Below are 24,529 nucleotides of genomic sequence, written 5' to 3' on the forward strand. Positions count from 1 at the left end.
CATCCGTGGCCCTGCCAAGCCCTACGCTACTTCGATCGGAGGTGCACATGCCGCCAGGTGCCAAAGCGTTGAAGGGGTTCATCAAACCCTTGGTCGAACGGCTGCTCCGTCTGCCCAAGAAGCTGTCCAAGAAGGCGAAGTCCCTGGACCCGCCGCCCAAGGCGCTGCCCAAGCCGAAGGGGATCCATCCCGACGACGTGGCCAAGGTGCTGGACCCGAAACGCCTGCAGCACGGCACCCGGCACCTCTCACCCCCCGAGTCGAACGTGCTGCCCAAGTGGGCGGGCAAGACCAGTCCCAAGGCGATCGAGGACACCCTGGGGCCGGTCCTGACCAAGCCGGATCGCGTGTTCCCGCACAAGCTGGGCAACGACGCCGTCACCGGCTATGCCGCCAAGATCGACGGCAAGGACGTGGTCGTCTTCGTCTACGACGGTGGCAAGAACGCGGGCAAACTCGCGACCGCGGTACACCCCACGCCGCAACAGATGATCAACTGGGGGTTATGATGGCAGCCAAGGACACGATGCAGATCTTCCTCAACGGGGAGGAGCGCCCGGGATTCCTGCTCTACGGGCTGTTCCCGGCCGACGCGGACCCGTGGCCATCGGCGCTGCCGCCCGAGGCGCTCGCCCGCCGCTACGACCTGGACGGTGACGACTGGCGGGTCTGCCTGTGGACCCTGCCGGTGACCGAGTGGCTCACCGGCGCCGCCTGGCAGTCGGCGATCTCCCACCTGCTCACCTCTATCCGCGAGCAGGGCGCGAAGGTCGCCTGGTTGGCCAGCGAGGGCGCGGCGTACGCCGACCCGCCCTGGCTGTTCGACCCCGAGGAGATGTCGGGCGGGGTGTACGGCTATCTGACCGCCGACGGGCGGTACGCCTGCCCGCTCGACCCGGGGCAGCCGTGGGCCGTGGTGGGCGACGGGGAGTTGGAACAGCTCCACAGGCTCATCGAGTCTCGCTGAGATTCCACCGCGCGGCGGGGCGGTCCACGGCTTCACGGCCCGCGGTTTGCAGCTCGAGCGCGGTCGTCAGCGCCCATCCTGCGCCTCGACGAGTGCGGGCTGTGTTGGTCAGCCGCAGTTGTCGCAAACGCCGGTTCGAGGCACTTCCATGAAGCACTGGTCACACACCTGGCGTTCTGGTCGAGTGGCTGCAGCGGATCGCCGGCGGCTCTCTTCGATCTCGCTGTGCAGGCTCGTCGGTCGGGGTTCGGCGTCAGCTGGGAGGTCGGGGCAGAAGAAGCGGTAACAGGCGAGCCGGTCCGCCGCCGCAACGGCTTCCAGCCGGTCACCACTCAACGATCTGTAGGGGTGCTGGGGATTGTGATACCCGTCGCCCACGTCGCCGGTGCTCGTGTGCACCACCAGCGACGTCAGCGGTGGAAGTCCTTGGTCCAAGCAGGAGCCGATCACCGGTTCCAAAACTCTCCCGATCCAGTTGCCGAGGAGCGTTCGGGTTCGGTATCCGGTGGTCCGCTGCAACTCCTCGGCGAGATCCTTGTAGGTGATGTGCCCGTAGGGCCGTTCTGCCACTCGAGAGAGCACCGGAATGGTGGCGTCGGTCCAAGCGTCCATCGCTTCCTGCCACGGGACCTGTTTCTCTGGTGCGTCAACGTGCCAAGTGCCGGGATTCGCCATGCGGGAATCGTACCGGCGAGAACGGAAGGCGCATTCAGCAACACCCAGACCGGCAACGGGACCCGCCACAGGATCGGCGATTCAGATCGCCACCCAGTTTGATTTCCTGCCACCGCGGATGCGCGAGGTGACCGTGAGGCTTCCGTCGGCTTCGATCGCGTACGCCACCACCTCATCGCTCTTCTCACCGACCGCGATCAGGTGGCCGTCGGGGGTGATGCCGAAGCCGCGCGGTTGGCGTACGGTCTCGGTGATCGACACCTGACCCTGCAGCGCCCCGTCCTCGGCCACCGCGATACCGACCAGCGTCGACTCGCACCGCTCGGAGACGAACAGGAACCGCTCGTCGGGGGACAGGTGCAGGTCCGCACCCCAGATGAGGTGCCCCTCGACGGGATCCGCGCCGAGCTCGCTGTGCATCAGCCCCCGCGACTCGTCGATCGCCGACACCGCCTCGGCCCGGGTGAGCAGACCGGTCTCCGGATCGCGGGTGAAGCGGATCGCCTCCCCCGAGAATTCCGTACTGCAGTAGAGATTGCGGCCGTCAGCACTCAGCACCAGGTGTCGCGGTCCCGACTTCGGCGGCGCCGCGACCGTCGGCGGGTCCAGCGGTTCCAACCTCCCGCCGACCAGGGAGCACTGGGCGATCACGTCCTCACCCAGCGACGCCAGATAGGCGAACCTTCCGTCGTCCGAGACGATCACCGAGTGCAGGTTGGCGTGCTCCACCCGCGAGGCGACCGCGCCCACGGTCCCGTCGGCTGCAATCGGCATGCTGACACCGAATCCGCCGCCATAGCTGACCGCCAACAGCGTGTGTCCGCTCGGGTCGACGCTCAGATAGGTGAGCGAATCCGCCACCTCGGTCCGCGACACCGGAGTCAGCCGGCCCGCCTCATCGATCCGCACGGTGACCACCGTCGGCGGATCGGAGCGGACCGAGACGAACATCCGGTCCCGCGGCCGGTCGAGCACCAGGGCGGTCGCGCCCGGCCCGACCTCGCAGCGGGCCGTCTCGGTGAGCGTGCCGTCGGCGTCCAGTTCACAGGTGGCGACGACCCCGTCGCCGGCGTGGGCCAAGAAGAGCTGCTGCGGCGCTGCGTCTTGCGGCTGTTCGGTCATGGACTCCACTCAATCAAAGGCCCCGCACCCGGCTGGAGCGGCCCCCGGGTTCGGTCACACTGGACGAATGCGCACGGACTCGATCTGGTTCCACCTGATCTCCCTCGGCTTCACCGTGGTGGGCATCGCCATGCTCGTCATCGGTCGGGAGCCGATGGGGCTCGTCGTGGCGCTGTTCTTCGGCGGCGGTTGGGTGGCCACGCAGGCGATCCGCCGGGATCGTGCCCTGGGTCGCTGGCCCAGGCTCGTCGCCGGAATCGCGACTCTGGGCGTCGCCGCCAGCAGTCTGCTGATGGTGCTCCAGGGCGAGACCATCACCACGATCATCGGCGTGATCGCCGCGGTGTTCTTCGGCGCGTGCGCTGTCGTCTTTCTGGTCAGTGCCGTGCGCGGAGACCGGCCCGAGCCACCCGCGATCCCGCCCAACCCGGTGCTGACCCCCGAGCAGGTCGAGTTCGAGCTCGACCGGGCCATGCTGGCCCGGCAGGGCGCGGCCCACGAGAACTCGCGCACTCAGCTCCACGTCGAGGGGGCGACCGTCACCCTGCCGATGGCGCCCGGCACCGACCCGTACGCCGCCCTGCGGCAACTGCTTCCGGAAGGACAGGAACTCCTCGACCCGACGGGCAGGCCGAGCCGCATCGGCTATCTGGACAAGCACCTGAAGCCGGTGCTGCTGATCGCTTGGGCCGAGCCCGAAGAGATCGTCGTGGCGGCGTACGCCGTCGAAGGGCTGCTCAGCATGCACTCCGCCCACAAGGTGCTGCAGGCGATGGTGTCCCGCCGGGGCCGAACCCGCGGTTGCCGGGTCAGCCGATCAGACGCTTGAGGAAGCCCGGCTTCCTGCCCGGATCCCCCTCGTGCCCGTCGCACCACTGAGCGGCGGGCACGCCGCGCTTCACCTGGTCGACGTGCTGGCCGCAGCCGGCCCAGGTGGTCTTGCCGCACTGTTGGCAGGCCACTGCACGACACATGTCGCATTCTCCTTCAGTAGGTTGCCGGTTGTGGATGATGATACCCCCCTAGGGTATCGGTGGACAACACGGGAGTGGGCCATGGTGCAACTGGATCCGCAGGAGATGACCGCGGTGGTCAGGCGGCTGAAGCGTGCTCAGGGGCAGATCGGCGGGGTGGTGAAGATGATCGAGGAGGGCCGCGACTGCCAGGACATCGTCAACCAGCTCGCCGCCGTCTCGAAAGCGATCGATCGGGCCGGGTTCGCCACCATCGCCGTCGGCCTGCGCGAGTGCATGGCGCAGCCGGACGGCGGCGAGCTGGACGTCGCCGCGATGGAGAAGCTGTTCCTCTCGCTAGCCTGACGCCGCGGGCTAGGCCTGCACGGGTTGCGCGGGCGGGGGAGCGGAGTCGGCGTAGAACCGCGACAACAGCGCGTACGCCTGGGTGCGGAAGGCGAGCAGCACCACGACCAGCATCACCAGCGAGGCGAGCACGAACACCAGCGCGATCCCGCGGGCCTGCCCGCCACCGAGCAGCCAACCCCAGGTGGCGCGCCCGGAATCGGTGTTCATGTAGGGAATCAGCCAGAACTGCGCGAGCGGTCCGATCAGGAACGACGACACCGGGGTGGCCGCCGACTCCACGCTCTGGGCGAAGCCGAACACCCGGCCCTGCCGGTGCAGCGGCACCACCCGTTGGATGATCGTCTGCTCGGCGGCCTCGGCGATCGGCATCAGGCACATGAAGACGAAGATGCCGACGGCGTACAACCACGCCCACTCGCGGATCGTGAACGCCATGCCGAGCAGGGCGATGCCCACGTTCACCAGCAGCAGGGTGCGGACGGGGTTGGCGCCGATCCCGCGCTTGGCGACCAGGGTGCCGCCCACGATGAACCCGCAGCCGGTCACCCCGAGCACGATGCCCCACGCCTCGACCGGAAACAGTTCCAGGCCGTAGGGGTCCATCAGCGCCATGAACACCCCACCCACCAGGTTGTTGAAGCAGGCGAAGAGAATCAGCGCCATCAACCCCGGCACCGCGCGGATCGCGGCGAGCGACCCGGCCAGGTCGATCGTCTTGGTGCCGAGCTCCGGATCGTGGAACACGCCCTGCTCCGGGATCGCCACCGTGACCAGGTGCAGCAGCGCCCCGGCGGTCGCGACCACCGCGATGCCGAGGGTCCACCCCATGCCGAGCAGGCCGATCGCCAGCCCGCTGAACACGGAGGTGAGCGTGAACGCGATCCCCTGCACCGCGCCGACCATGCCGTTCGCCTGACCGCGCTGCTCGTCCGGCACCAGCAGGGTGACGGTGGTGGACAGGGCGATGTTGCGCAGGTTCTCCACCACCCCGCCGATCAGGATCACCCCGGTGAACACCCAGAACAGCGGTCGGGTCCAGTCGAGCAGGGTTTCCTTGTCCACCAGCAGAAATAGCCCGCCGGCCAGGGCGTATGTGCTCAACGTGACGACGCTGGACGCCATCATCACCCGCTTCTTCTTGTGCCGGTCGACCAGCACGCCGAACGGGATGCCGAGCAGGGCGACCAGCAGCATGTACAGGCCGCCGACGATCGAGGTCGCCAGCACCGACCTGGTCTCCAGATAGACCCAGAACGTCAGGGCGAACCAGAGGAAACTGCTGGTCAGGTTGGCGACGAGGGTGTTGGCCAACACGCGGTGGAACTGCTTCATGGGATCAACCCTAGATTCGTACGCCGACATCGCGCTTCTCCATTTTTGCTCGGTTGGTGGGGTTCGCCTCCCACTCCATCGCCGATGGCGGACAGTTTCGGTCCGCAGTGGCTGCGGGGCTCCTGGCGGGTCTGAAAATGATCATGACCAGATCGGCTGTGTTCTTGCGCAGTGCAGAAATGACCCCGATCCGGGGGTTGTTGTGAAAGGGCTGCGACGCCCTCACTCAGCCGGCGTTGCGTGGGGTGAAGATCACAATGCCCACCACTCCGATCGAGATGGACGCGAGACTGCGTCGGCCTTATTGTTACGGAAGAACCGTATTTAACGAGGAGGATTCATGACCACGGTGTCGGAGCGTCCCCGGGCCGGGCGGGCGCCGAAGGACCACCAGAAGCGGGACAGGCGGTGGTGGATCGCGTTGATCATCGTCGTCGTGGCGTCCTTCACCGTCCTGCTGCAGCAGGGCATGGCGATCAACCGCGACAAGCCGCCGATCCCGAGCAGTGTGACCAGCCCGAGCGGCCAGCTGATGAGCGGGGCCGACATCGTCAAGGGCCAGCAGATCTGGCAGTCGATGGGCGGGCAGGAGATCGGTTCGGTGTGGGGCCACGGCGCCTATGTCGCCCCCGACTGGACCGCGGACTGGCTGCACCGCGAGGCGATGTTCATCCTGGACACGTGGGCCAAGGAGCGCGGTGTCGCGAGCTTCGACCAGCTCAAGCCCGAGGACCAGGGCGCCCTGCAGGCGCGGCTGAAGTCGACCCTGCGTACCAACACCTATGACAAGGCGACCGGCGTGATCACCCTGGCGCCGGTCCGCGTCCAGGCGTACGAGAACAACGTCGCCCACTACACGCAGATGTTCCGTGACGGGCACGAGCACTACGCGATCCCCAAGGACGCGATGAAGGATCCCGCGCTCGCCCGCCAGATGTGCAACTTCTTCTGGTGGACCGCCTGGGCGGCGTCGACGAACGCGCCGAACAACGAGGTCACCTACACCCAGAACTGGCCGCATGAGCCGTTGATCGACAACGTGCCGCCGGCCGACAACATCCTGTGGTCGATCATCAGCTTCATCCTGCTCCTCGCCGGTATCGCCGGCATGGTCTACTACCACTCCTCCCAGGATGACGAGGAGGTCCCCGAGGACGTCCCGAGCCGCGATCCCCTGCTGGGGTTCAAATCCACGCCGTCACAGCAGGCGACACTGAAATACTTCTTCGTCGTGGGACTGCTGTTCGTGCTGCAGATCGCGTTCGGCATCATCGGCGCCCACTACGGCGTCGAGGGCGGTGCGCTGTTCGGCATCCCGATCGACCAGATCCTGCCGTACGCCGTCGTGCGCACCTGGCACACCCAGCTCGGCATCCTCTGGATCGCCACCGCCTGGCTGGCCACCGGCCTCTACGTCGCCCCGGCCGTCGGCGGCAAGGAGCCGAAGTTCCAGCGGCTCGGCGTCAACGTGCTGTTCGGCGCGCTGCTGGTCGTGGTGCTCGGGTCGATGGCCGGTGAGTGGCTGTCGATCATGGGCAAGATGGGCTACGGCAACAAGCTGAACTTCTGGTTCGGCACCCAGGGCATGGAATACGTCGACCTGGGCCGTGCCTTCCAGATCGGTCTCATCATCGGGCTGTTCCTGTGGTTCGCGCTGATGTGGCGTGGCATGGCTCCGGCGCTGAAGCGGGCCCGCTCCACCGACGGCAGGACGATCGACCCGACCGACTCCGCCCCGCTCGCCAGCGGGTCGCAGCGGTCGCTGATCATCATGCTGCTGATGTCCTGCCTGGCCATCGCCGGCTTCTATGGCGCGGCATTCGGCGTCAACCACAGCACCCACCTGTCCATCGCCGAATATTGGCGCTGGTGGGTCGTGCACCTGTGGGTGGAGGGGTTCTTCGAGGTGTTCGCCACCGCGGTGATGGCGTTCCTGTTCTCGCGGCTCAGGCTGGTCAAGGCGGCCACCGCGCAGAGTGCGGTGCTCGCGTCCACGGTGATCTTCCTCTCCGGCGGCATCCTCGGCACCTTCCACCACCTCTACTTCACCGGTGCCCCCTCGTCGGTGCTCGCCCTGGGCGCGGCGTTCAGCGCCCTCGAGGTGGTACCGCTGGCGCTGATGGGGTTCGAGGCGTTCAAGCACCTCAAGCTGCTCAAGGTGCGCGAATGGGTCGCCGGCTACAAGTGGGCCATCTATTTCTTCGTCTCGGTGTCGTTCTGGAACATGCTCGGCGCCGGCATCTTCGGCTTCCTGATCAACCCGCCGATCTCGCTGTTCTATGTGCAGGGATTGAACTTGACGCCGTTGCACGGGCACACCGCGCTGTTCGGCGTCTACGGAATGCTCGGCATCGGGCTGATGCTGTTCTGCGTCCGCTCGCTGATGCCGGGCCGGGAGTGGAACGACAAGCCGATCGCGTTTGGGTTCTGGTGCCTCAACGGTGGGCTGTTCCTGATGGCGTTCCTGTCCCTGCTGCCGCTGGGCCTGGCCCAGGCGTGGGCGTCCATCCAGCACGGACTCTGGTACGCCCGCAGCGACGAGTTCCTGTACACCCCGGCGCTCACCGTGATCCGCTGGCTGCGCATCCCCGGTGACATCATCTTCGGCATCGGCGCGCTGGCGATCGGCGTGTTCATGGTCGGCCTGCTGACCGGTCACTCGCTGAAGAAGGACCGCGGCGACGTGGTCGAGGCGGGCGAACTGACCGCCGACGACACCGACGTCGACCTGCCCACCAAGCCCGTGGCCTGAGCCTGCGGCGTACGCCAGACCCCCGGCTCCTGCGCGGAACCGGGGGTCTCGTGCGTACCGGCGTCGACCAGATTTCACGGGGTGGGCCGATTGCGGGGAACACCTCGGGATTGCCTATAGTTCCATTGTGCGTTCCTATGGCTGGCCGCAACTGACTCCGCACATTGGAGCTGACCCCCATGTCCCTGACCGGACTCCTGCTCGGCGCCCTGAAGGCGAAGGCCGGCGCCACCCAGGGCGAGCTCGTCAACGCCTGATCGCACGGTGGCTGAGCTTGTCGAAGCCACGAACATCAACCAGAGGAGAAAATCCCATGTCCAAGCACGTGCTCGAGACCGCCGGCGAGGTCTGCCCCTTCCCGCTGGTGGAGGCCAAGAAGGCGATCGCCGATCTCCCCAACGGCGATGAGCTGGTGATCAACTTCGACTGCACCCAGGCCACCGACTCGATCCCGCAGTGGGCCGCCGAGTCCGGTTATCCGGTGACCGACTATCGCAAGCTCGGCGACGCCGGTTGGACAATCACCGTCCAGAAGGCCTGACCCCGCTCCCGCCCGCCGGTTGGCGGTGCCGGATCGCCCTCCCGAATTTGATCGGGCATCCGAACGGTTCATCGGGCGGACCAGATCGTCATCGGGCGGCCGAAATTGTCAGGCAATTTCGGCCGCCCGATGTCCAATTGCCCCGCCCGATGAACTGGTCGGATGCCCGATCACTTTTCGGGGCGAGGTGGCTTCGACAGGGTCGGCCAGCAGCAGGAGCGCTCTCGGCCGGCGTCGGGAGCGGGCCGGCGTCGGGATCGGGTTCCGCTCGACACGCTGCACCGGGCTCCGCCCGATTCCGCTACTCGAGGAGCGTCTGGGCCTCCGCTCGCGGAACGTCGGGGGTGCCTCCGCTGCTCGAGGAAACTCAGGTACGCCGGGGGCGCAGCACGGCGAAGGTGCTGCGCAGGGCGTCCATGGACGCGTCATAGTTGGCCTGGGCCACCCCGATGAACAGGCAGTCGAGCACCATCAGCTGAGCGGTCCGGGAGCCCAGGGCGCCGGAGCGGAACGGTTCCTCGCGGGCGGCGGTGAGCAGCACCACGTCGGCGTGCTCGCACAGCGCCGATTCACGATGGTTGGTGAGCGCGATCGTGCGCGCCCCGCGACCGCGGGCGATCCGCAGAAACTCCACCGTGTCACGGGTTTCCCCGGAGTGCGACACCCCCAACGCGACCGCCCCCGGCGGCAGCGCGGCGGCCGCGGTCCAGGACGCGTGGGCGTCCGGCCACGCCAACGCCGTCAACCCGATCCGGGCCAGCTTCTGCTGCAGGTCGTGCACCACCACCGCGCCCGCGCCGGCGCCGAACAGGTCGACCCGCACCGCACCGGTGATGAACTCGATTGCCCGCGCCAGCTCTTCGGTGTCCAGGTGCCGAGCGGTGTCGTCGAGCGACAACCAGGAGTTCGTGTAGACCTTCGCGACGATGTCGGCCAGCGAGTCCTCGCGATCCACGTCGCCGGTGGTCTCGACGGACGCCCCGACCGCCTCGTCCCGGCGCGCGTCGAGGGTGAGGTCCATCCAGAACGCGTTGAACTTCCCATAACCGAGCCGCTGGAACAGGCGTACCACCGTCGCCGTGGACGTCTCCGCCCGGTCGGCCACCGCCTGAATCGTCGGATGCGGTTCCTGTCCCGCCAGGTCGAGCACCGCGCGCGCCACCCGCGCCTCGGCGGGCTTCAGTGTCGGCAGCACGGCGCGCAACCGCACCATCGGCGCCTCTACTCGCTTCGCCACCGACCACCCCCTTGTCTCAGAATGAAAACAATCCTTACATATCTGAGCGGAAGTATGTAAGGATATTTCATCCGGGGACGTGACCAAGGAGGATCCCGATGCCTGCATTGCGACTCACCACCGCGCGGAAGATCGCCGCTCTCGCGGTCGCCGGCGGTATCACCATGACCGCTGCCGGCTGCGGCGGTGGTGGCGGTGACACCGACAGCCAAGCGCCCAGGGCGGCCGGCGCGGCCGGCGGCACCGCGGTGGTCGGCGTCACCACCGACCCGGACACCCTGTTCCCGTGGAAGGCGACCCAGTTCCAGGCGGTCAACGTGCTGCAGCAGCTCTATGGCACGCTCACCGAGTTTGACGAGAATCTCAACGTGGTGCCCGGCCTCGCCGAATCGTGGCAGGCCTCGGGCGACGGCAAGCAGCTCACCCTGAAACTCCGCCAGGGTGTGAAATTCGCCGACGGCAGCCCGTTCGACGCGACCGACGCCAAGTTTTCGCTGGACAGGATCAAGGACGAGAAGACCGCCGCGGTCTCGCGTACCTCGCTGGCCAGCGTCGACCAGGTGACCGTCTCCGACCCGCAGACGGTGGTGCTGCAGCTGAAGGCGCCCGACGCCTCGCTGCCGGCCAACCTGGCCACCCTCAACATGGCCATGCTGTCCTCCGACGACACCGAGGAGAAGCTGAAGACCACCCCCAACGGCACCGGCCCGTTCAGCTTCGACAAGCGTGTGCCCAGCCAGTCGATCAGCCTGAAGAAGAATCAGAACTACTGGGGCACCAAGGCCGCCCTGGACGCCGTCGAGTTCCGGGTGATCCCCGAGGAGAACGCGATCGTGTCCGCCATGCAGGCCGGCAACGTGCAGCTCGCGGTGATCAACGATCCCTTGGTGGCAAAGAATGCCCAGGGTCAGCTGCGGGTCACCAAGACCGCCCAGCTGAACTATCACGTGCTGCAGCTGCACGCCAAGAAGGGCCCGCTGACCGACCTCAACGTACGCCTGGCCATGCAGTGCGCGATCGACCGGCAGCAGGTGCTCGACACCGCCGCCCTCGGTGAGGGCGAGATCACCGGGCCGATCACCTCCCCGGCCTACAAGTCGGACCCGAAGGCGCGCCCGTGCCCGACCCGCGACGTCGCCAAGGCCAAGGAATACCTTTCCAAGGCAGGAAAACCGCAGGTCGCGGTGAAGACGATCGTGTCCCAGGGCGAATATGCCACCTCGGTCAACGAGGCGCAGAACCTGAAGGCCCAGCTCGCCGAGGCCGGCATCGACCTGCAGCTCGAGGTGCTCGAGTCCGGTGCCTTCGTCAAGCGGTGGACCGCCGCCGACTTCGAGGCCGCCGTCGCGCTCAACGGTGGGCGCCCCGATCCCGACGGCGCCTATGGCCGCTATTTCACCAGCACAGGAAATCTGAACAAGGTGGCCGGCTATTCCTCGCCCACCCTCGACGAACTGTTCGCCAAGGGCCGCACCACCCAGGACACCGCCCAGCGCAAGACGATCTACAACCAGGTCGGCAAGGAGCTGGAGGACAACGCCGCCTGGATCTGGCTGTTCACCGGCTACACCTACACCGCCACCACCGACAAGGTGGGCGGGTTCAAGCCGATGGCCACCGGTGGCCTGCAGTACCTGCGGACCACCACCGTCAACTGACGAGCGGCCGGATGCGGACCATCGTCAAGCACCCGCTGGCCGGGCGCGTGATCTCCGGCATCGCCACCCTGTTCGGGGTGGCGGTGCTGGTGTTCATTATGCTGCGCGCGATCCCCGGCGACCAGATCACCGCCAACCTCGGCATCGAGGCCGCCGCGCTCACCCCCGAGCAACGGCAGGCGATGGAGGCCTACTACGGGCTGGACCAGCCGCTGATCGGCCAGTTCTTCGGCTGGCTCGGGCAACTGCTCACCGGCAACCTCGGCTTCTCCGGCCGCGCCCAGACCAGCGTGGCCGCCCTGGTCGGCGCATCCCTGCCGGTGACCGTCGAGCTGGCCGTGCTGTCCATCCTGGTGGCGATCCTGATCGGCGTACCCATCGGCATGCTCGCCGCCTCCCGGCCGGCCGCGGTGCGTGACGGAGCCGGGCAATCCGTTGCCCTGCTCGGATTGAGCGTGCCCGCCTTCCTGCTGGCGACCGTGCTGCTGGCCTGGACCTCGCGCGCGTTCGGGTTCAACCCCAACGGCAAACCGTACGCCGCCCCCTGGGTCGACCTCGGACTCAACCTGCAGCAGCTGCTGCTGCCGGCCCTCACCCTCGGCATCGGTATCGCCGCCCCGATCATCCGCACCACCCGCACCGCGGTGATGGAGGTGCGCGGCCTCGACTTCGTCCGCACCGTGCGCGCCAAGGGGGTCGGCGCACGCCGGCTGCAGACCCGGCACATCCTGCGCAACGCGCTGGTGCCGATCGTCACCATGACCGGCCTGCAGTTCGGCTATCTGCTCGGCGGCGCGGTCGTGGTGGAGCAGGTGTTCTCGCTGCCCGGAATCGGACGTCAGGTGCTGCTCGGCATCCAGCAGAAGGAGTATGCCGTCGTGCAGTCCACCGTGCTGGTGATCGCGCTCGCCTTCGTGCTGGTCAACTTCCTGACCGACCTCACCTATCGGCTGATCGACCCGCGGGTGCGGGCGTCGTGACCACCACCGAGGCGGAGCTCGACCCGATCGCCGGTACGCCCCGGCGACCCTGGCGGCGACTGCTGCGGTCGGTGCCGGGGATGATCGGTGTCGTCCTCGGCGTGCTGCTGCTGGTGCTGTCGGTGCTCGCCTGGTTGCACCTCACACCGGCGGATCCGCTGGCCCAGAACGCCCCGCAGCGGCTGCGGCCGCCGTCGGCGCAGCACCTGTTCGGCACCGACCAGTTCGGCCGCGACGTGTTCTCCCGGGTCGGCGCCGGGTTGGGCAACTCGCTGCGCATCGCCCTGCTCGCGGTCGCCCTGTCGGCGGCCGTCGGAACCCTCGCCGGACTGGTCGGCGGCTACTTCCGCCGGGCTACCGACACCGTGATCGGTGGCGTGGCCAACGTGCTCTTCGCGTTTCCGCCGCTGCTGCTGGCGCTGACCCTGGCCTCGGTGCTCGAGCGCAACTGGATCACCGTCGCCGTGGCGATCGCCGTGGTCTATGTGCCGATCTTTTATCGGGTCACCCGCGGACCGGTGCTGTCGCTGCGCGAGGTGGAGTTCGTCCGCGCCGCGGTGAGCACCGGACAGAACTCGTGGGCGGTGATGTTCCGCCACGTGCTGCCCAACATCACCCCGCTGGTGGTGGTGCAGGTGGCGCTGTCGCTGTCCTGGGCGGTGCTCACCGAGGCGTCGCTCTCCTTTCTGGGATTGGGCACGCCGCCGCCGGCCCCCTCGCTCGGGTCGATGATCTTCGAGGCGCGCAGCACCGTCTATGTCGCCCCGTGGACGATGATCGCCCCGGGCGTGGTGGTGGTGCTGCTGATCAGCGCCCTCAACCTGCTCGGCGACGGCCTGCGTGACGTGCTCGATCCGCGGGAGGGCCGATGAACCCCAGCTCCGAAAGGGAATCCATGCACGTCCTCGGGATGATCTCCGGCACCTCGCACGACGGGATCGACGCCGCGGTGGTGGAGTTCGGCCCGGGCGGCTCCGACAGGGTCGGCCTGCGCGTGGTCGGCTCCGACTCCGTCCCCTATGCCCCAGAGCTGCGCGCCCGACTCGTCGCCGCCCTGCCACCGGCCCGGTCCGGGGTGGACGAGCTGTGCCGGCTGGACACGCTGATCGGGCAGGCGTTCGCCGACGTCGCCCAGTCGATGGCCGAACGGCACGGTCCGCTGCAGCTGATCTCCTCGCACGGGCAGACCGTGTTCCACTGGGTGCAGGACGACCACGCCCTGGGCACCCTGCAGATCGGGCAGCCCGCCTGGATCGCCGAGCGGACCGGCGTACCCGTGGTCGCCGACCTGCGGGCCCGCGACGTCGCCGCCGGCGGACACGGTGCCCCGTTGGTGCCGCTGCTCGATGAGCTGCTGCTCGCCGGTTCCACCGGGCCGGCGGCCGCGCTCAACCTCGGCGGCATCGCCAACCTGACCCTGGTCCGACCCGGCCGGCCGAGCGTCGCCCACGACATCGGCCCGGCCAACGCGCTGGTCGACGCCGTCGTGCAGGACCGTGGGCTCGACCCGAATGGATACGACACCGACGGCCGGATCGCGGCCGGCGGACGCGTGGATTCCGAACTGCTGCAGCAGTTGCTGGCCGATCCCTACTATCGGCTGCCGGCCCCGAAGAGCACCGGCAAGGAGCACTTCCACCTGGCCTACGTGACCGAGCAGGTCGGCGACAGAACCGTGTCCGACACCGACCTGGTCGCCACGCTGACCCGGCTGACGGCCGAGACCGTCGCCGCCGACCTGCGCCGGGCCGGCGTACGCCGCGTCGTCGCCGCCGGCGGGGGCTGTGAGAACCCGACCCTGATCGGCTGGCTGACCGAGCTGTGCCCCGGGGTGGAGCTGATCCGCACCGAGCAGCTCGGCATCCCCGCCGCCACCAAGGAGGCGGTCGCGTTTGCGCTGCTGGGGTGGTGCACCTGGCACGGGATGCCGGGCAACGTCGCCTCGGCGACCGGGGCGAGCGGACCGCGGGTGCTCGGCGCGATCACCCCCGGCCGCGATCCGCTGCGGCTGCCGGAACCGCTGCAGTTGCCGCCCCGGTGGGAGATCCGCCGATGAGCGCCACCGAACTTCAGGCAGTCGCCGACGATCTGATCGACCCCGCGTGGTGTTCGGACGGGTTGACCCCGCCGGCCGGGGTGGCGCTGGGCGTTGCCGACGCCGCCCTAGTGTGCATCGCTGTCGCCGGACACCGCGGTACGCCGGATCGACCGGTCACCGCCGACACCCGCTGGGACGTCGCCTCGGTCACCAAGCTCGTCACCACCACCGTCTGCATCGGCCTCGTCTCCGCGGGAACCCTCGACCTGGATCGGCCGGTGGACCAGTGGCTGCCCGAGCTCGCCGGTCTCGGGATCACCGCGGAATCGCTGCTGCAGCACCGATCCGGACTGCTGCCGTGGCAGCCGCTCGACCTGGCCGGGACGGGCGCCGACGCTGCGATGGCGACCGTCGCCTCCCTGCCGATGGGGACACCCGGCGAGTTCGCGTACAGCGACCTGGGGATGATCAGCCTGGGCGTGCTGCTCACCCGGCTGACCGGCCGCACCCTGCCGGAACTTGTTCAGGAGTGGATCAACGAGCCGCTGGAGGTGGACCTGCGGTACGGCCCGGTCGACGAACCGGTCGCCGACTCCGCCCCCGACGACCGGGTGGAACGGCGCATGTTCGACACCGGCCAGCCCTACCCGATCCTGCTCGACGGCCCCGCACCCCGGTGGCGGGACACCCCCTACCGCGGCGAGGTGCACGACGGGAACGCCCGGCGTACGCTCGGCGGAATCTCCGCCCACGCGGGAATCTTCGCCACGGTGCCGGACCTGCTCGCGGTCGGCCGCGCCCTGGCCGACCCCGCACCGCCCGCGAGCTGGCGCCCCGAGGTGCTGCACCGCTTCCTCACCAAGCCGCTGGGGTTCCGAACGCGCCAGCTGGCCGACGGCACGCAGCTGCACCATCACCCGGGGTTCACCGGGTGCGCCCTCGGCTTCGTCGCCGGCAGCGACCGGGCGTACGCCCAGTGCGCCAACCGGTGGATGACCGAGGCCGAGCCGGTCAGCACCGAACAGCTGTGGAGCAGGTTCCTGCAGGAGGTTGCGCGATGAGCGAGCGGCAGCCGGTGCTGCAGATCGAGGACCTGGCGGTCTCCTTCCGCACCGGAGAAGGAAAAGTGGCCGCGGTGCACGGGGTCGACCTCACCGTGCACCAGGGCGAAACCGTCGCCATCGTCGGCGAATCCGGCTCCGGCAAGTCCACCACCGCCGCGGCGGTGAACCGCCTGCTGGCCGACAACGCGGTGATCGACCGGGGGGTGGTCCGCTTCGACGGCAAGGACCTCACCGGGCTCGGCGAATCCGCCCTGCGCATGCTGCGCGGCGCCTCGATCGGGTTGGTCCCGCAGGACCCGATGTCCAACCTCGACCCGCTGATGCGGGTCGGCGACCAGATCGCCGAGGCTCTCGAGGTGCACGGCCTGGCCCACGGCGCCGAACTGCGCCAGCGCGTGATCGAGCTGCTCGACCTGGTCGGTATCACCGACCCCGAACGCCGGATTCGGCAGTATCCACACGAGTTCTCCGGCGGCATGCGGCAACGGGTGCTGATCGCGATGGGGCTGGCCTGCCGGCCGCGGTTGCTGATCGCCGACGAACCGACCTCGGCGCTGGACGTCACCGTGCAGCGGCGGATCCTGAACCGACTCGACGAGCTTACCGGTGAGTTCGGCACCGCGGTGCTGCTGATCACCCACGACCTCGCCCTGGCCGCCGAACGGGCCGACCGGGTCGCAGTGATGTATCGGGGACGGATCGTCGAACAGGGCAGCGCCCGCCAGGTGCTGGAGCAGCCGCAACACGACTACACCAAGTCCCTGCTGGAGGCGATCCCGGGGCTGAACACCGCGATGCGCGGCGCCTTCGCCCACGACGCGAAGGACCTGCTGCTGCAGGCGACCGAGCTGGTTAAAACGTTTGAGGTCAGGGAACGCGGCTTCCGCAGCAGCACGTTCACCGCGGTCGACCACGTCAGCATCGACATCCCCCGCCGGGCCACGGTCTCCCTGGTCGGCGAGTCCGGATCGGGCAAGTCGACCGTGGCCAACCTGGTGCTCGCCCTGCTCGAGCCGACCAGCGGCACGATCCGCTTCGACGGCGCCGAACGCGGGACAAGGCGGGCCGAACTGCGCGCCTTCCGCCGCCGCGTGCAACCGGTTTTCCAGAACCCGTTCGCCAGCCTCGACCCGCGCTACACCGTGGCCCGCTCGATCGCCGAACCGCTGCAGGTGCACCGGATCGGCGGCAAGCGGGAACAGCAGGCGCGGGTGCACGAGCTGCTCGAGCTGGTGTCGCTGCCGAGAGCGATGGCCGAGCGGCTGCCGCACGAACTCTCCGGCGGGCAGCGGCAACGGGTGGCGATCGCCCGGGCGCTGGCGCTCAGCCCCGAGCTGGTCGTGCTCGACGAGGCGGTATCGGCGCTCGACGTGCTGGTGCAGGAACAGGTGCTCGAGCTGCTCGACGAGCTGCAGCGCGATCTCGGCCTGGCCTACCTGTTCATCTCCCACGACCTGGCGGTGGTGCGGATGATTAGCGACTTCGTGCACGTGATGCAGCACGGCCGGGTGGTCGAGTCCGGTACGCCCGAGCAGATCTTCCATGCGCCCCAACAGGCGTACACCAAAGAACTGCTGGCCGCCATCCCCGGCTCGTCGGTCGGATGAGGCGTGGACGGCGCACCGATCGGTCCCTCTAGTCTGGGGACGTGACTCCCGCAGGAACCAGGTTCGACGAGCTGCTCCGACCGGACAGGGTCGGTCCCAGGATCGCCGCGGCCACCGGCGTCCTGGCGTGGACCGACTTCACCGCCGAGCTGATCGCCGGCGGCAAGTCCAACCTGACGTTCACGCTCACCTCGACGGACGGCGAGCTGATCCTCCGCCGCCCACCCACCGGGAAGCTGTTGCCGAGCGCCCACGACATGGCGCGCGAGGCGCGGATCCAGACCGGTCTGACCGGCACTGGGGTCCCGGTGGCTACGATCCTGCTCACCGAACCCAGCGGCGCGGACCTCGGCGTGCCCTACTACGTGATGGAGAAGGTCGTCGGGCACGTCGTCCGGGACACGCTCCCGAGGGGTACGCCACCACCGACGCCGACAAGCCAGCACGGCCACTCGGAGATCGTGTTCTCCGGCGTGCGGGTGCCGGCGGAGAACCTGCTCGGTGGTGTGGGGGACGGGTTCGCCATCGCCCAGGCGCGACTCGGACCCGGCCGGATCCACCACGCCATGCGCGCCATCGGGATGGCCGAGCGGGCGCTGGCGTTGATGGTCGACCGGGCGAAGTCGCGCACCGCGTTCGGGAAACTGCTGTCCGAGCAGGGCGTGGTGCAGGCGCACATCGCAAACTCGCGGATCGAGATCGACCAGGCCCGGCTGCAGGTGCTGCACTGCGCGTGGATGATCGACGACCACGGCGCCAAGGATGCGCGCTTCGAGATCTCCGCGATCAAGGTGATCGCCCCGCAGGTGGCCTGTACGGTGATCGACCGGGCGATCGAAATCTTCGGTGCGGCAAGGATTTCCGACGATGTGCCGCTGGCGTCGTTCTATGCGTGGGCCCGCGCCCTGCGCATCGTGGACGGTCCCGACGCGGTGCACCGCCGGACCATCGCCAAGGGCGAGCTGCGGCGTACGCCCCCGTTCGTCGGCTGAGCCGGACGCGCATGACCGACGCGCTTGTTCCCGACCCCGACCACGCCGGCGCATACTCGGTCCGGGTCGGCGGCACCGACCAGTCCTGGGTCGACCCGAATGACCCGACCCGGCTCGAGTTCGACTACATGCAACGGATCGGCGACGTCCTCGACTGCCACGCGCCGCAGGGGCGGCGGATGCGGGTGGTGCACGTCGGTGGCGCCGGGATGACCCTGGCGCGCTATGTGGCCGCCACCCGACCCACGTCCGCGCAGATCGTGCTCGAACCCGATACCGAGTTGACCGCGGCCGTGCGCGAACGGCTTCCCTTGCCGAAGCGCTCGGGGATCAAGGTACGCCCGGTCGACGGGCTGGGCGGGATCGCCGCGATGCCGGAGGCGTACGCCGATGTGGTGATCGTCGACGCCTTCGTCGGGGCGCGGGTGCCGGCCGAGCTGACCACGCTGGAGTTTCTGGCGGACCTGCGCCGGGTGCTGGTCGCCGACGGGGCGGTGGTGCTCAACCTGACCGACCGGGCGCCCTTCGGCTACACGCGACGCGTGCTGGGTGGGCTGCGCGCGGTGTTCGCCGAGTGCCTGCTCTCGGCCGAACCCGCCACGCTGAAGGGGCGCCGCTTCGGGAACGTGCTGCTGGTCGGGTCGTCGGTCGCGCTGCCGTTGTCGGCGCTGACCCGGCGAGCGGCGGGGTCGGTCTTCCCGTATCGGCTGCTGCACGGCCCGCAGCTGGCCCACTTCGCGGCCGAGGCGCGCCCGTTCACCGGGTCCGACGCCCAGCGGTCGCCGGAACCACCGGACGGGCCGGCCACCTTCCGCTGAGCCGGCGGCGGGCCGGAGCCGCGGGTGTTTGTTCCGGACCCGGCCCCGGGCGAGAATGTGACCCATGAGCTCTGACCTGATGGATGCGCTGGCCGACAACGAGCGGCCCACGAAGCGGCGCAGGATCTCCGGATTCACCGTGGTGGGGATCCTCTTCCTGGTGGTCGGGCTGTCCTTCCTGGGGGTGTACGCCTATCAGTACTTCGGCACGAACATCGTGTCGGAGAAGGCGTTCGCCGAGGAGAAGAACACGCTGAAGCAGGAGTGGCAGACCGCGCCGCCACAGCAGCTGGGTGGTCAGACCGGTCAGGGCGGTCAGACCGGTCAGGCCGGTCAGGCCGGTCAGGGCGGTCAGAAGCCCTCGGCGGCGACCGAGGCGCGGATCCCGGGCCGGGCGATGGGACTGCTGCGAATCCCCAGGCTGGGGGCGAGCTATGAGGTGCCGATCATGACCGGAACCGATCCGGGCACCCTGGCCCGCGGCGTGGGCTGGTACGAGTCGTCGGTGCGCCCCGGGCAGGTCGGCAACTTCGCGCTCGCCGGACACCGGGTCACCCACGGCGAGCCGTTCGCGCGGATCCTCGAGCTGAAGAAGGGCGACGAGGTGATCGTGGAGACCCGGGAGGCGGTCCATACCTACGTGCTGGACACCTCGCCGGCCGACCTCACCGTGCAGGACCGGGACACCTGGGTGCTCGACCCGGTCCCGGGGAAGCCGGGCGCGCCGGCCACCCAGCCGATCATCACGCTGACCACCTGCCAAGACCTGTTCCACTCCGCCGACCGGTCGGTCGGGTTCGGGCACCTGGCGAACACGCGCAACAAGTAGGGCCACGTTCCCCGCGTGGTCGGGCAAGCGCAGCGAGGCGGATAGGTTGGAGCCATGGCCGACAAGCAGCAGCTGATCGACAAGATCAACGAACTCGCGGTGGTGCACCAACGGGTGACCCTGTCCTCTGGCCAGCAGGCCGACTACTACGTGGACATGCGACGGGTCACCCTCGACGGGGCGGCCGCGCCGCTGGTCGGGCGGGTGATGCGCGACCTGGTCTCCGACCTCGATTTCGAGGCCGTCGGGGGGCTGACCCTGGGCGCGGACCCTGTCGCCACCTCCATGCTGCACGCGGCGGCGTACGCCGGAGGCCGGCTGGACGCGTTCGTCGTCCGCAAGGCCGAGAAGGCATACGGGCTGCAGCGCCGGATCGAGGGCACCGAGGTCGCCGGGCGGCGGGTGCTGGTGGTGGAGGACACCTCGACGACCGGGGCGTCGGCGCTGACCGCGGTCGAGGCGGTACGCCAGGCCGGCGGCGAGGTGGTCGCGGTGGCCGTCGTGGTCGACCGGAACACCGAGGCCGCCGACCGGATCGCCGAGGCCGGACTGGAGTATCGGTACGCGATCAGCGCGGCCGAACTCGGGCTGGTCTAGGCTGGCCGCAACCGATCCGGACTCCGAAGGAGAAGTTGTGACCGCTCTGTTCATCATCCTGGCGATTGTGGCGATCGTCATCGTGCTCGGTCTGGTGGCCATGGGCATGTACAACGGTTTCGTCAAGCAACGCAACATGATCCAGGAGTCCTGGCGGCAGGTGGACGTCGAGCTGAATCGGCGCTACGAGCTGATCCCCAACCTGGTCGAGACCGTGCGCGCGTTCGCCTCGCACGAGCGGAACACCCTCGAGGACGTCACCCGGCTGCGCAATCAGGCGGCCGCCGTCGCCAGCCAGGAGGGCGACATGCCGTCCGAGCACCGGGCCCAGACCGAGGAGGCGCTCTCCGGCGCGGTCCGCAACCTGCTCGTCTCGGTGGAGGCGTACCCGGATCTCAAGTCCAACCAGAACTTCCTGCACCTGCAGAAGGAGCTGACCGAGACCGAGGACCGGATCGCGGCCGGCCGGCGCTACTACAACGCCAACGTGCGTGAGTACAACACCAAGATCGACTCGGTGCCGACCAACATCATCGCCGGCATGTTCAAGTTCGAGAAGGCGACCTACTTCGAGGTCAACGACCCGCAGGTGCGCCAGGCCCCGGACGTGAACTTCGGCGAGATCGCCTATCGCGGGGACGAGCGGCAGGCGCCGTCGCAGCACCAGCAGGCCCCGCAGCAGAACCAGCAGCCGGCGCTCGGGCAGCAGCCGAGCCAGCCGCAGTATGGGCAGCAGCAGTACGAGCAGCAGCAGTACGGCCAGCAGCAGCAGTACGAGCAGCAGCAGTACGGCCAGCAGCAGCAGTACGGGCAGCAGCCCCAGCAGGGTGGTCAGCAGTATGGCCAGCCCGGGCAGTACGGCCAGCAGGGTGGTCAGCAGCAGTACGGCGAGTCGGGACCGTATGGCCAGCCCGGACAGTATGGCCAGCCCGGACAGTATGGCCAGGGGCAGCCGCCGCAGCAGTGAGGTGACCGGGCCGCTGAGTAGGGTTGGCCCGTCCCGAACCGCCAGGAGCGCTGATGACCCGCTGGAAGCTGGTGGCCGCACTGGCCGCCGTGGCTGCGGTCGTCATCGCCTCGGTGGTCGTCCTGCTGATCGGTCAGGGTCGGCAGAACGCCGCACCGCCCCCGCCGCCGACCGTCCCGGTCCGGATCGACCCGCCCGCAACCACGGCCCCGAATCCGACCGCTTTGCCCACCGACCACAACGAGGACCGGCCGATGCCGGGCGATCAGACCAGTCAGGTCACGGTGGCGAACAACTACATGGACGCATTCCTGCAGCCCGGTACCCCGGCCGAGCGGGAGGCGCGGCTGAAGGACTGGGCCACCCCTGGTGACCTGGCCGTGGCCAAGCTCGTGTCCAACGAACGGCTGCCCAGGGCGAAGCGGAAGGGCCCGGCCGCTCTCGACCCGGCCGTCGCGCGCGCCAATCAGGCGTACGCCCACATCCAGCTGACCGACGACTCCTGGTGGGGGGTCGGGCTGGTCAAGGACCTGACGGCACCGAAGGGGTGGCGCGTCTCCTTCGTGGAGAAGGAGGGGCACTGATGCCCGCCCAGTCGCAGACGGTCGCCGCCCGCGGTCGGCAGGCCGGCGCGGCCGCCCGGCGGGTGCTGGCGGGCAGCGGGCTGGGCCTCGGGGCAGGCGCGGGCGCTGGTACGCCGCAGCGCCCGCAGCGCGGGTGGTGGCCGTGGCTGCTGGTCGCCGTCGCGGTGGTGCTGCTCGGCGGTCTGCTCAGCTCGCTGGCCGCGTTGCAGGTGGCGCCGCCGCCGCAGCCACGGCTGACCAGCATGCTCGGCAACGGCACCTGCGCCACCCCGATCGCGCACTCCGGGCCACCCGGCGGCGGCAACGTGCCCGGGCCGGCCGCCGGCAACAAGGGCGGGCCGGGCGTACGCAACCCCGAACTGACGGCACCGGAAACGTTCGAACAACTCAACGAGATCCAACTGCGCAACGCGAAAACGATTGTCGCCGCCGCCCGCGGGGTCGGCGCCAACGACAAGGCCGCGGTGATGGCGCTGATGGCGGCGATGGTGGAGACCCGGCTCTACAACCTGGCCTCCGACGCCCCCGGTGAGGAGGATTCGCTGAACCACCCGAACGACGGGGTGTCGGTGGACCACCGCTCGGTCGGGATGTACCAGCAACAGCACTGGCACGGCACCCCCGCCGAACGGATGGACGTCAACCGGGCAACCGTGCTGTTCCTCAAGGGGCGCGAACGACCCGGCCAGATCGCCGAGCCTCCCGGGTTGTTTGACAAGCCCAACTGGGAAACCCGTCCCGCCGGCGAGGTGATCCAGGAGGTGCAGCGCTCGGCGTTCCCGGGGCGCTACGCCCAGTTCGAGGAGTTCGGGCAGAAGCTGCTCGCCAAGGTGTCCGCCGAGGGCGGAGCCGGGATCGCGCCGATGGGGCCGATGCCGGTCGGCTGCGGGCCCGGGGCGTACAGCGGTTTCGGTCCGCCGCCGCCGTGGTTGACGGCGATGCTGCCGGGCGTGCAACCCGACACGATGCTGGTCGCCGGGGCCGTCGCCTCGAAGTTTCCGCTGATCAAGGTCTACGGCGGCGTACGCGAGGATTCGCTGCCTGACCACCCGAGCGGGCGCGCCCTGGACATCATGATCTCCAGCGCCTTCCCCGACGTCCGCAGCCCGCAGGCCGTGGAATACGGCAACCAGATCGCGGCGATGCTGCAGCAGAATGCGGCGGCGCTGGGCATCGACTACATGATCTGGAACGAGAAGATCTGGTCGGTCGGGCGGGCCGGTGAGGGGTGGCGGCAGTGCGGCTCCGGGGGCGGTTGCTATTCGGGGCCCGACAACACCGCCGCCCACCGCGACCACGTGCACGTCACCACCTTTGGCAATGCAGGCAAGGGAATGCCGCAGCCGATGCCGACCGGTTCGGGACGCGCGGTCGCGCCGCTGCCGCCCGGTTTCCGTCCCTCGGGGTCGTTCGGCAGATCGGGCTCGATGTGGTCGAGCACGCACACCGGGGAGGATTTCGCGGCCCCGTTGGGTACGCCGGTGTATGCGGTGATGGACGGTGTGGTGGGCGCGCCGATCCCGCAGGGGTGGAACGGAAATCACGTGGTGGTTGGACATGCGGGCGGCATCCACACCCACTATGCGCACCTGCTGTCGGCGCAGGTGCAACCCGGCCAACAGGTGCGCGCCGGTGACGTGATCGGGCTGGTGGGCTCGACCGGCAACTCGTCGGGGCCACACCTGCACCTGGAATACTACCCGCCCGGCGTCAGACCCGGTGACGTCTACAAGGCCCAGGATCCGGTGCTTTTCCTGCGAGCGAACGGAGTGGGCTTTGACTGAGGTCGCGCTGATCGCGCCCGAGGGCGTACGCCTGCCCGCAGGTTTGTCGCGGGTGCTGGACGGGCACGTGCCCTGTCAGACGTGCGGTTCGGAGATTGGCGCCCGCGCGGCACTGCTGGTGGAGCGGGCCGGGGAGTGGATGCGGTTTCGGCCGCGGCACCCCGACTGTGCCGGGCCGGAGTTGGTCGAGCTGCCCGGGCCGGAGCGGTTGGATCCCAGTCGTGGCGTGCATCGGGTCGGCTGTGTGGCCCTGCCCGATCAGCGCCCGGCGCTGCTGGTGAACCCCGACGTGGACGCCCCGGCGTTCGTCGGGGAGCGGCCCGCCCTGGCCGACCTGCTGAACGGCACCGGCTGGCAGGCCTGGCCGGCCACCCCGCAGCGGATCAGCGGCTGGGTCGAGGTGCGGGCCGGGGCCGTGGAAGTGCTTACCGGGTTGGGATCGATCGTGCTCGACCCGGTGCCCGAGGAGTGGGCCAGGCTGGTCGGTGGGGCCGGGGAACTGCCCGTGCTCGCACTGCTGGACGAGCACGTGGACGCCTGGCTCGGGGCCAGCGGTTGGGCCGAGGTGGCTGCGTTGCTGGATCGGTCGCGGCCGCTGGCGGGTCTGGTGCAGGTGCTGATTTGACACGCCGGGCGGGTAGGTGTTTGCCGTGGCGCCCGGTC

Annotated in this window: 25 protein-coding genes; 20 read left to right on the top strand and 5 right to left on the bottom strand. The window is 69.2% G+C overall.

The window, feature by feature from the left end; genetic code table 11:
* Nucleotides 1–47: 47 nt before the first annotated feature.
* Both CGZ93_RS05735 and CGZ93_RS05740 read left to right on the top strand, forming a co-directional pair.
* Nucleotides 48–509 carry a hypothetical protein gene (locus CGZ93_RS05735; protein WP_094363202.1) on the top strand — a complete coding sequence of 154 codons (462 nt, stop codon included), beginning with the start codon at nucleotides 48–50 and terminating at the stop codon, nucleotides 507–509.
* Nucleotides 506–967 carry a hypothetical protein gene (locus CGZ93_RS05740; protein WP_094363203.1) on the top strand — a complete coding sequence of 154 codons (462 nt, stop codon included), beginning with the start codon at nucleotides 506–508 and terminating at the stop codon, nucleotides 965–967. The genes CGZ93_RS05735 and CGZ93_RS05740 overlap by 4 nt, the downstream gene beginning before the upstream one ends.
* Before the next feature lie 108 nt (nucleotides 968–1,075).
* Here the strand turns inward: CGZ93_RS05740 and CGZ93_RS05745 are convergent, their stop codons facing one another.
* Nucleotides 1,076–1,642, bottom strand: coding sequence for a hypothetical protein (locus CGZ93_RS05745; RefSeq protein WP_141211092.1), 567 nt, complete (start codon nucleotides 1,640–1,642; stop codon nucleotides 1,076–1,078).
* Nucleotides 1,643–1,723: 81 nt separating this feature from the next.
* Entirely contained in the window at nucleotides 1,724–2,764 is a 1,041-nt protein-coding gene (locus tag CGZ93_RS05750) for a lactonase family protein (protein ID WP_094363205.1), read from the bottom strand.
* A 67-nt stretch (nucleotides 2,765–2,831) separates the two neighbouring features.
* Here CGZ93_RS05750 and CGZ93_RS05755 point away from each other — a divergent pair, with 67 nt between their 5' ends.
* The gene (locus tag CGZ93_RS05755; RefSeq protein ID WP_094363206.1) at nucleotides 2,832–3,593 is read left to right on the top strand and encodes a hypothetical protein; all 762 of its coding nucleotides are present in this window, start codon (nucleotides 2,832–2,834) and stop codon (nucleotides 3,591–3,593) included.
* Here the strand turns inward: CGZ93_RS05755 and CGZ93_RS18785 are convergent.
* Entirely contained in the window at nucleotides 3,574–3,738 is a 165-nt protein-coding gene (locus tag CGZ93_RS18785) for a hypothetical protein (protein WP_094363207.1), read from the bottom strand. The two genes, CGZ93_RS05755 and CGZ93_RS18785, sit on opposite strands and share 20 nt — an antisense overlap.
* 81 nt (nucleotides 3,739–3,819) lie before the next feature.
* On the opposite strand from CGZ93_RS18785, the gene CGZ93_RS05765 reads away from it, so the two are divergent.
* A complete protein-coding gene (locus CGZ93_RS05765) occupies nucleotides 3,820–4,083 on the top strand; it encodes a metal-sensitive transcriptional regulator (RefSeq protein WP_212753621.1) in 264 nt (87 codons plus the stop codon).
* A gap of 9 nt (nucleotides 4,084–4,092) precedes the next feature.
* On the opposite strand, the gene CGZ93_RS05770 is transcribed toward CGZ93_RS05765, so the two are convergent.
* Nucleotides 4,093–5,418 carry an MFS transporter gene (locus CGZ93_RS05770; protein ID WP_094363208.1) on the bottom strand — a complete coding sequence of 442 codons (1,326 nt, stop codon included), beginning with the start codon at nucleotides 5,416–5,418 and terminating at the stop codon, nucleotides 4,093–4,095.
* A 340-nt stretch (nucleotides 5,419–5,758) separates the two neighbouring features.
* Here CGZ93_RS05770 and CGZ93_RS05775 point away from each other — a divergent pair, with 340 nt between their 5' ends.
* Together CGZ93_RS05775 and CGZ93_RS05780 are read left to right on the top strand one after the other, a co-directional pair.
* Nucleotides 5,759–8,170, top strand: coding sequence for a nitric-oxide reductase large subunit (locus CGZ93_RS05775; RefSeq protein WP_094363209.1), 2,412 nt, complete (start codon nucleotides 5,759–5,761; stop codon nucleotides 8,168–8,170).
* Between the two features lie 313 nt (nucleotides 8,171–8,483).
* Nucleotides 8,484–8,711: a sulfurtransferase TusA family protein gene (locus CGZ93_RS05780; protein ID WP_094363210.1), complete on the top strand. Its 228-nt coding sequence runs from the start codon at nucleotides 8,484–8,486 to the stop codon at nucleotides 8,709–8,711.
* 367 nt (nucleotides 8,712–9,078) lie between these two features.
* Here CGZ93_RS05780 and CGZ93_RS05785 read toward each other — a convergent pair whose 3' ends face one another.
* Nucleotides 9,079–9,948, bottom strand: a complete 870-nt coding sequence (locus CGZ93_RS05785) for a MurR/RpiR family transcriptional regulator (RefSeq protein WP_212753622.1) — start codon at nucleotides 9,946–9,948, stop codon at nucleotides 9,079–9,081.
* 98 nt (nucleotides 9,949–10,046) lie between these two features.
* Between CGZ93_RS05785 and CGZ93_RS05790 the strand changes: the two genes are divergently transcribed.
* From CGZ93_RS05790 to CGZ93_RS05855, 14 genes are all read left to right on the top strand, one after another.
* Nucleotides 10,047–11,606, top strand: coding sequence for an ABC transporter substrate-binding protein (locus tag CGZ93_RS05790; RefSeq protein WP_229117229.1), 1,560 nt, complete (start codon nucleotides 10,047–10,049; stop codon nucleotides 11,604–11,606).
* 11 nt (nucleotides 11,607–11,617) lie between these two features.
* Nucleotides 11,618–12,586 carry an ABC transporter permease gene (locus tag CGZ93_RS05795; protein WP_094363212.1) on the top strand — a complete coding sequence of 323 codons (969 nt, stop codon included), beginning with the start codon at nucleotides 11,618–11,620 and terminating at the stop codon, nucleotides 12,584–12,586.
* On the top strand, nucleotides 12,583–13,458 hold the full coding sequence (locus CGZ93_RS05800; RefSeq protein WP_229117230.1) for an ABC transporter permease: 876 nt from the start codon (nucleotides 12,583–12,585) through the stop codon (nucleotides 13,456–13,458). The genes CGZ93_RS05795 and CGZ93_RS05800 overlap by 4 nt, the downstream gene beginning before the upstream one ends.
* Nucleotides 13,455–14,642: an anhydro-N-acetylmuramic acid kinase gene (locus tag CGZ93_RS05805; RefSeq protein WP_229117231.1), complete on the top strand. Its 1,188-nt coding sequence runs from the start codon at nucleotides 13,455–13,457 to the stop codon at nucleotides 14,640–14,642. The genes CGZ93_RS05800 and CGZ93_RS05805 overlap by 4 nt, the downstream gene beginning before the upstream one ends.
* Nucleotides 14,639–15,685, top strand: coding sequence for a serine hydrolase domain-containing protein (locus CGZ93_RS05810; protein ID WP_094363214.1), 1,047 nt, complete (start codon nucleotides 14,639–14,641; stop codon nucleotides 15,683–15,685). Before CGZ93_RS05805 ends, CGZ93_RS05810 begins: the two co-directional genes overlap by 4 nt.
* Nucleotides 15,682–17,295 (top strand): ABC transporter ATP-binding protein, encoded by a 1,614-nt coding sequence (locus tag CGZ93_RS05815; RefSeq protein ID WP_094363215.1) that lies wholly within the window; start codon nucleotides 15,682–15,684, stop codon nucleotides 17,293–17,295. Before CGZ93_RS05810 ends, CGZ93_RS05815 begins: the two co-directional genes overlap by 4 nt.
* A gap of 41 nt (nucleotides 17,296–17,336) precedes the next feature.
* The gene (locus CGZ93_RS19320) at nucleotides 17,337–18,287 is read left to right on the top strand and encodes an acyl-CoA dehydrogenase family protein (RefSeq protein ID WP_094363216.1); all 951 of its coding nucleotides are present in this window, start codon (nucleotides 17,337–17,339) and stop codon (nucleotides 18,285–18,287) included.
* Between the two features lie 11 nt (nucleotides 18,288–18,298).
* A complete protein-coding gene (locus tag CGZ93_RS05825; RefSeq protein WP_094363217.1) occupies nucleotides 18,299–19,105 on the top strand; it encodes a spermidine synthase in 807 nt (268 codons plus the stop codon).
* 64 nt (nucleotides 19,106–19,169) lie between these two features.
* Nucleotides 19,170–19,934, top strand: coding sequence for a class E sortase (locus CGZ93_RS05830; protein ID WP_094363218.1), 765 nt, complete (start codon nucleotides 19,170–19,172; stop codon nucleotides 19,932–19,934).
* 54 nt (nucleotides 19,935–19,988) lie between these two features.
* On the top strand, nucleotides 19,989–20,531 hold the full coding sequence (gene pyrE, locus CGZ93_RS05835; protein WP_094363219.1) for an orotate phosphoribosyltransferase: 543 nt from the start codon (nucleotides 19,989–19,991) through the stop codon (nucleotides 20,529–20,531).
* Nucleotides 20,532–20,568: 37 nt separating this feature from the next.
* Nucleotides 20,569–21,498, top strand: a complete 930-nt coding sequence (locus CGZ93_RS05840; RefSeq protein ID WP_094363220.1) for a LemA family protein — start codon at nucleotides 20,569–20,571, stop codon at nucleotides 21,496–21,498.
* Between the two features lie 53 nt (nucleotides 21,499–21,551).
* A complete protein-coding gene (locus tag CGZ93_RS05845) occupies nucleotides 21,552–22,082 on the top strand; it encodes a hypothetical protein (protein WP_094363221.1) in 531 nt (176 codons plus the stop codon).
* Nucleotides 22,082–23,866: a M23 family metallopeptidase gene (locus tag CGZ93_RS05850; protein WP_094363222.1), complete on the top strand. Its 1,785-nt coding sequence runs from the start codon at nucleotides 22,082–22,084 to the stop codon at nucleotides 23,864–23,866. Before CGZ93_RS05845 ends, CGZ93_RS05850 begins: the two co-directional genes overlap by 1 nt.
* The gene (locus CGZ93_RS05855) at nucleotides 23,859–24,491 is read left to right on the top strand and encodes a hypothetical protein (protein ID WP_094363223.1); all 633 of its coding nucleotides are present in this window, start codon (nucleotides 23,859–23,861) and stop codon (nucleotides 24,489–24,491) included. The genes CGZ93_RS05850 and CGZ93_RS05855 overlap by 8 nt, the downstream gene beginning before the upstream one ends.
* The last annotated feature ends 38 nt before the right edge of the window (nucleotides 24,492–24,529 follow it).

This window comes from Enemella dayhoffiae (assembly GCF_002250625.1).
Classification (GTDB): domain Bacteria; phylum Actinomycetota; class Actinomycetes; order Propionibacteriales; family Propionibacteriaceae; genus Enemella; species Enemella dayhoffiae.

What these genes read in the sequence shown, in the direction of transcription:
- CGZ93_RS05735 (WP_094363202.1), top strand. Translation starts at nt 48, where the DNA reads ATGCCGCCAGGTGCCAAAGCGTTGAAGGGGTTCATCAAACCCTTGGTC.
- CGZ93_RS05740 (WP_094363203.1), top strand. Translation starts at nt 506, where the DNA reads ATGATGGCAGCCAAGGACACGATGCAGATCTTCCTCAACGGGGAGGAG.
- CGZ93_RS05745 (WP_141211092.1), bottom strand. Translation starts at nt 1,642, where the DNA reads ATGGCGAATCCCGGCACTTGGCACGTTGACGCACCAGAGAAACAGGTC.
- CGZ93_RS05750 (WP_094363205.1), bottom strand. Translation starts at nt 2,764, where the DNA reads ATGACCGAACAGCCGCAAGACGCAGCGCCGCAGCAGCTCTTCTTGGCC.
- CGZ93_RS05755 (WP_094363206.1), top strand. Translation starts at nt 2,832, where the DNA reads ATGCGCACGGACTCGATCTGGTTCCACCTGATCTCCCTCGGCTTCACC.
- CGZ93_RS18785 (WP_094363207.1), bottom strand. Translation starts at nt 3,738, where the DNA reads ATGTGTCGTGCAGTGGCCTGCCAACAGTGCGGCAAGACCACCTGGGCC.
- CGZ93_RS05765 (WP_212753621.1), top strand. Translation starts at nt 3,820, where the DNA reads ATGGTGCAACTGGATCCGCAGGAGATGACCGCGGTGGTCAGGCGGCTG.
- CGZ93_RS05770 (WP_094363208.1), bottom strand. Translation starts at nt 5,418, where the DNA reads ATGAAGCAGTTCCACCGCGTGTTGGCCAACACCCTCGTCGCCAACCTG.
- CGZ93_RS05775 (WP_094363209.1), top strand. Translation starts at nt 5,759, where the DNA reads ATGACCACGGTGTCGGAGCGTCCCCGGGCCGGGCGGGCGCCGAAGGAC.
- CGZ93_RS05780 (WP_094363210.1), top strand. Translation starts at nt 8,484, where the DNA reads ATGTCCAAGCACGTGCTCGAGACCGCCGGCGAGGTCTGCCCCTTCCCG.
- CGZ93_RS05790 (WP_229117229.1), top strand. Translation starts at nt 10,047, where the DNA reads ATGCCTGCATTGCGACTCACCACCGCGCGGAAGATCGCCGCTCTCGCG.
- CGZ93_RS05795 (WP_094363212.1), top strand. Translation starts at nt 11,618, where the DNA reads ATGCGGACCATCGTCAAGCACCCGCTGGCCGGGCGCGTGATCTCCGGC.
- CGZ93_RS05805 (WP_229117231.1), top strand. Translation starts at nt 13,455, where the DNA reads ATGAACCCCAGCTCCGAAAGGGAATCCATGCACGTCCTCGGGATGATC.
- CGZ93_RS05810 (WP_094363214.1), top strand. Translation starts at nt 14,639, where the DNA reads ATGAGCGCCACCGAACTTCAGGCAGTCGCCGACGATCTGATCGACCCC.
- CGZ93_RS05815 (WP_094363215.1), top strand. Translation starts at nt 15,682, where the DNA reads ATGAGCGAGCGGCAGCCGGTGCTGCAGATCGAGGACCTGGCGGTCTCC.
- CGZ93_RS05825 (WP_094363217.1), top strand. Translation starts at nt 18,299, where the DNA reads ATGACCGACGCGCTTGTTCCCGACCCCGACCACGCCGGCGCATACTCG.
- CGZ93_RS05830 (WP_094363218.1), top strand. Translation starts at nt 19,170, where the DNA reads ATGAGCTCTGACCTGATGGATGCGCTGGCCGACAACGAGCGGCCCACG.
- pyrE (WP_094363219.1), top strand. Translation starts at nt 19,989, where the DNA reads ATGGCCGACAAGCAGCAGCTGATCGACAAGATCAACGAACTCGCGGTG.
- CGZ93_RS05845 (WP_094363221.1), top strand. Translation starts at nt 21,552, where the DNA reads ATGACCCGCTGGAAGCTGGTGGCCGCACTGGCCGCCGTGGCTGCGGTC.
- CGZ93_RS05850 (WP_094363222.1), top strand. Translation starts at nt 22,082, where the DNA reads ATGCCCGCCCAGTCGCAGACGGTCGCCGCCCGCGGTCGGCAGGCCGGC.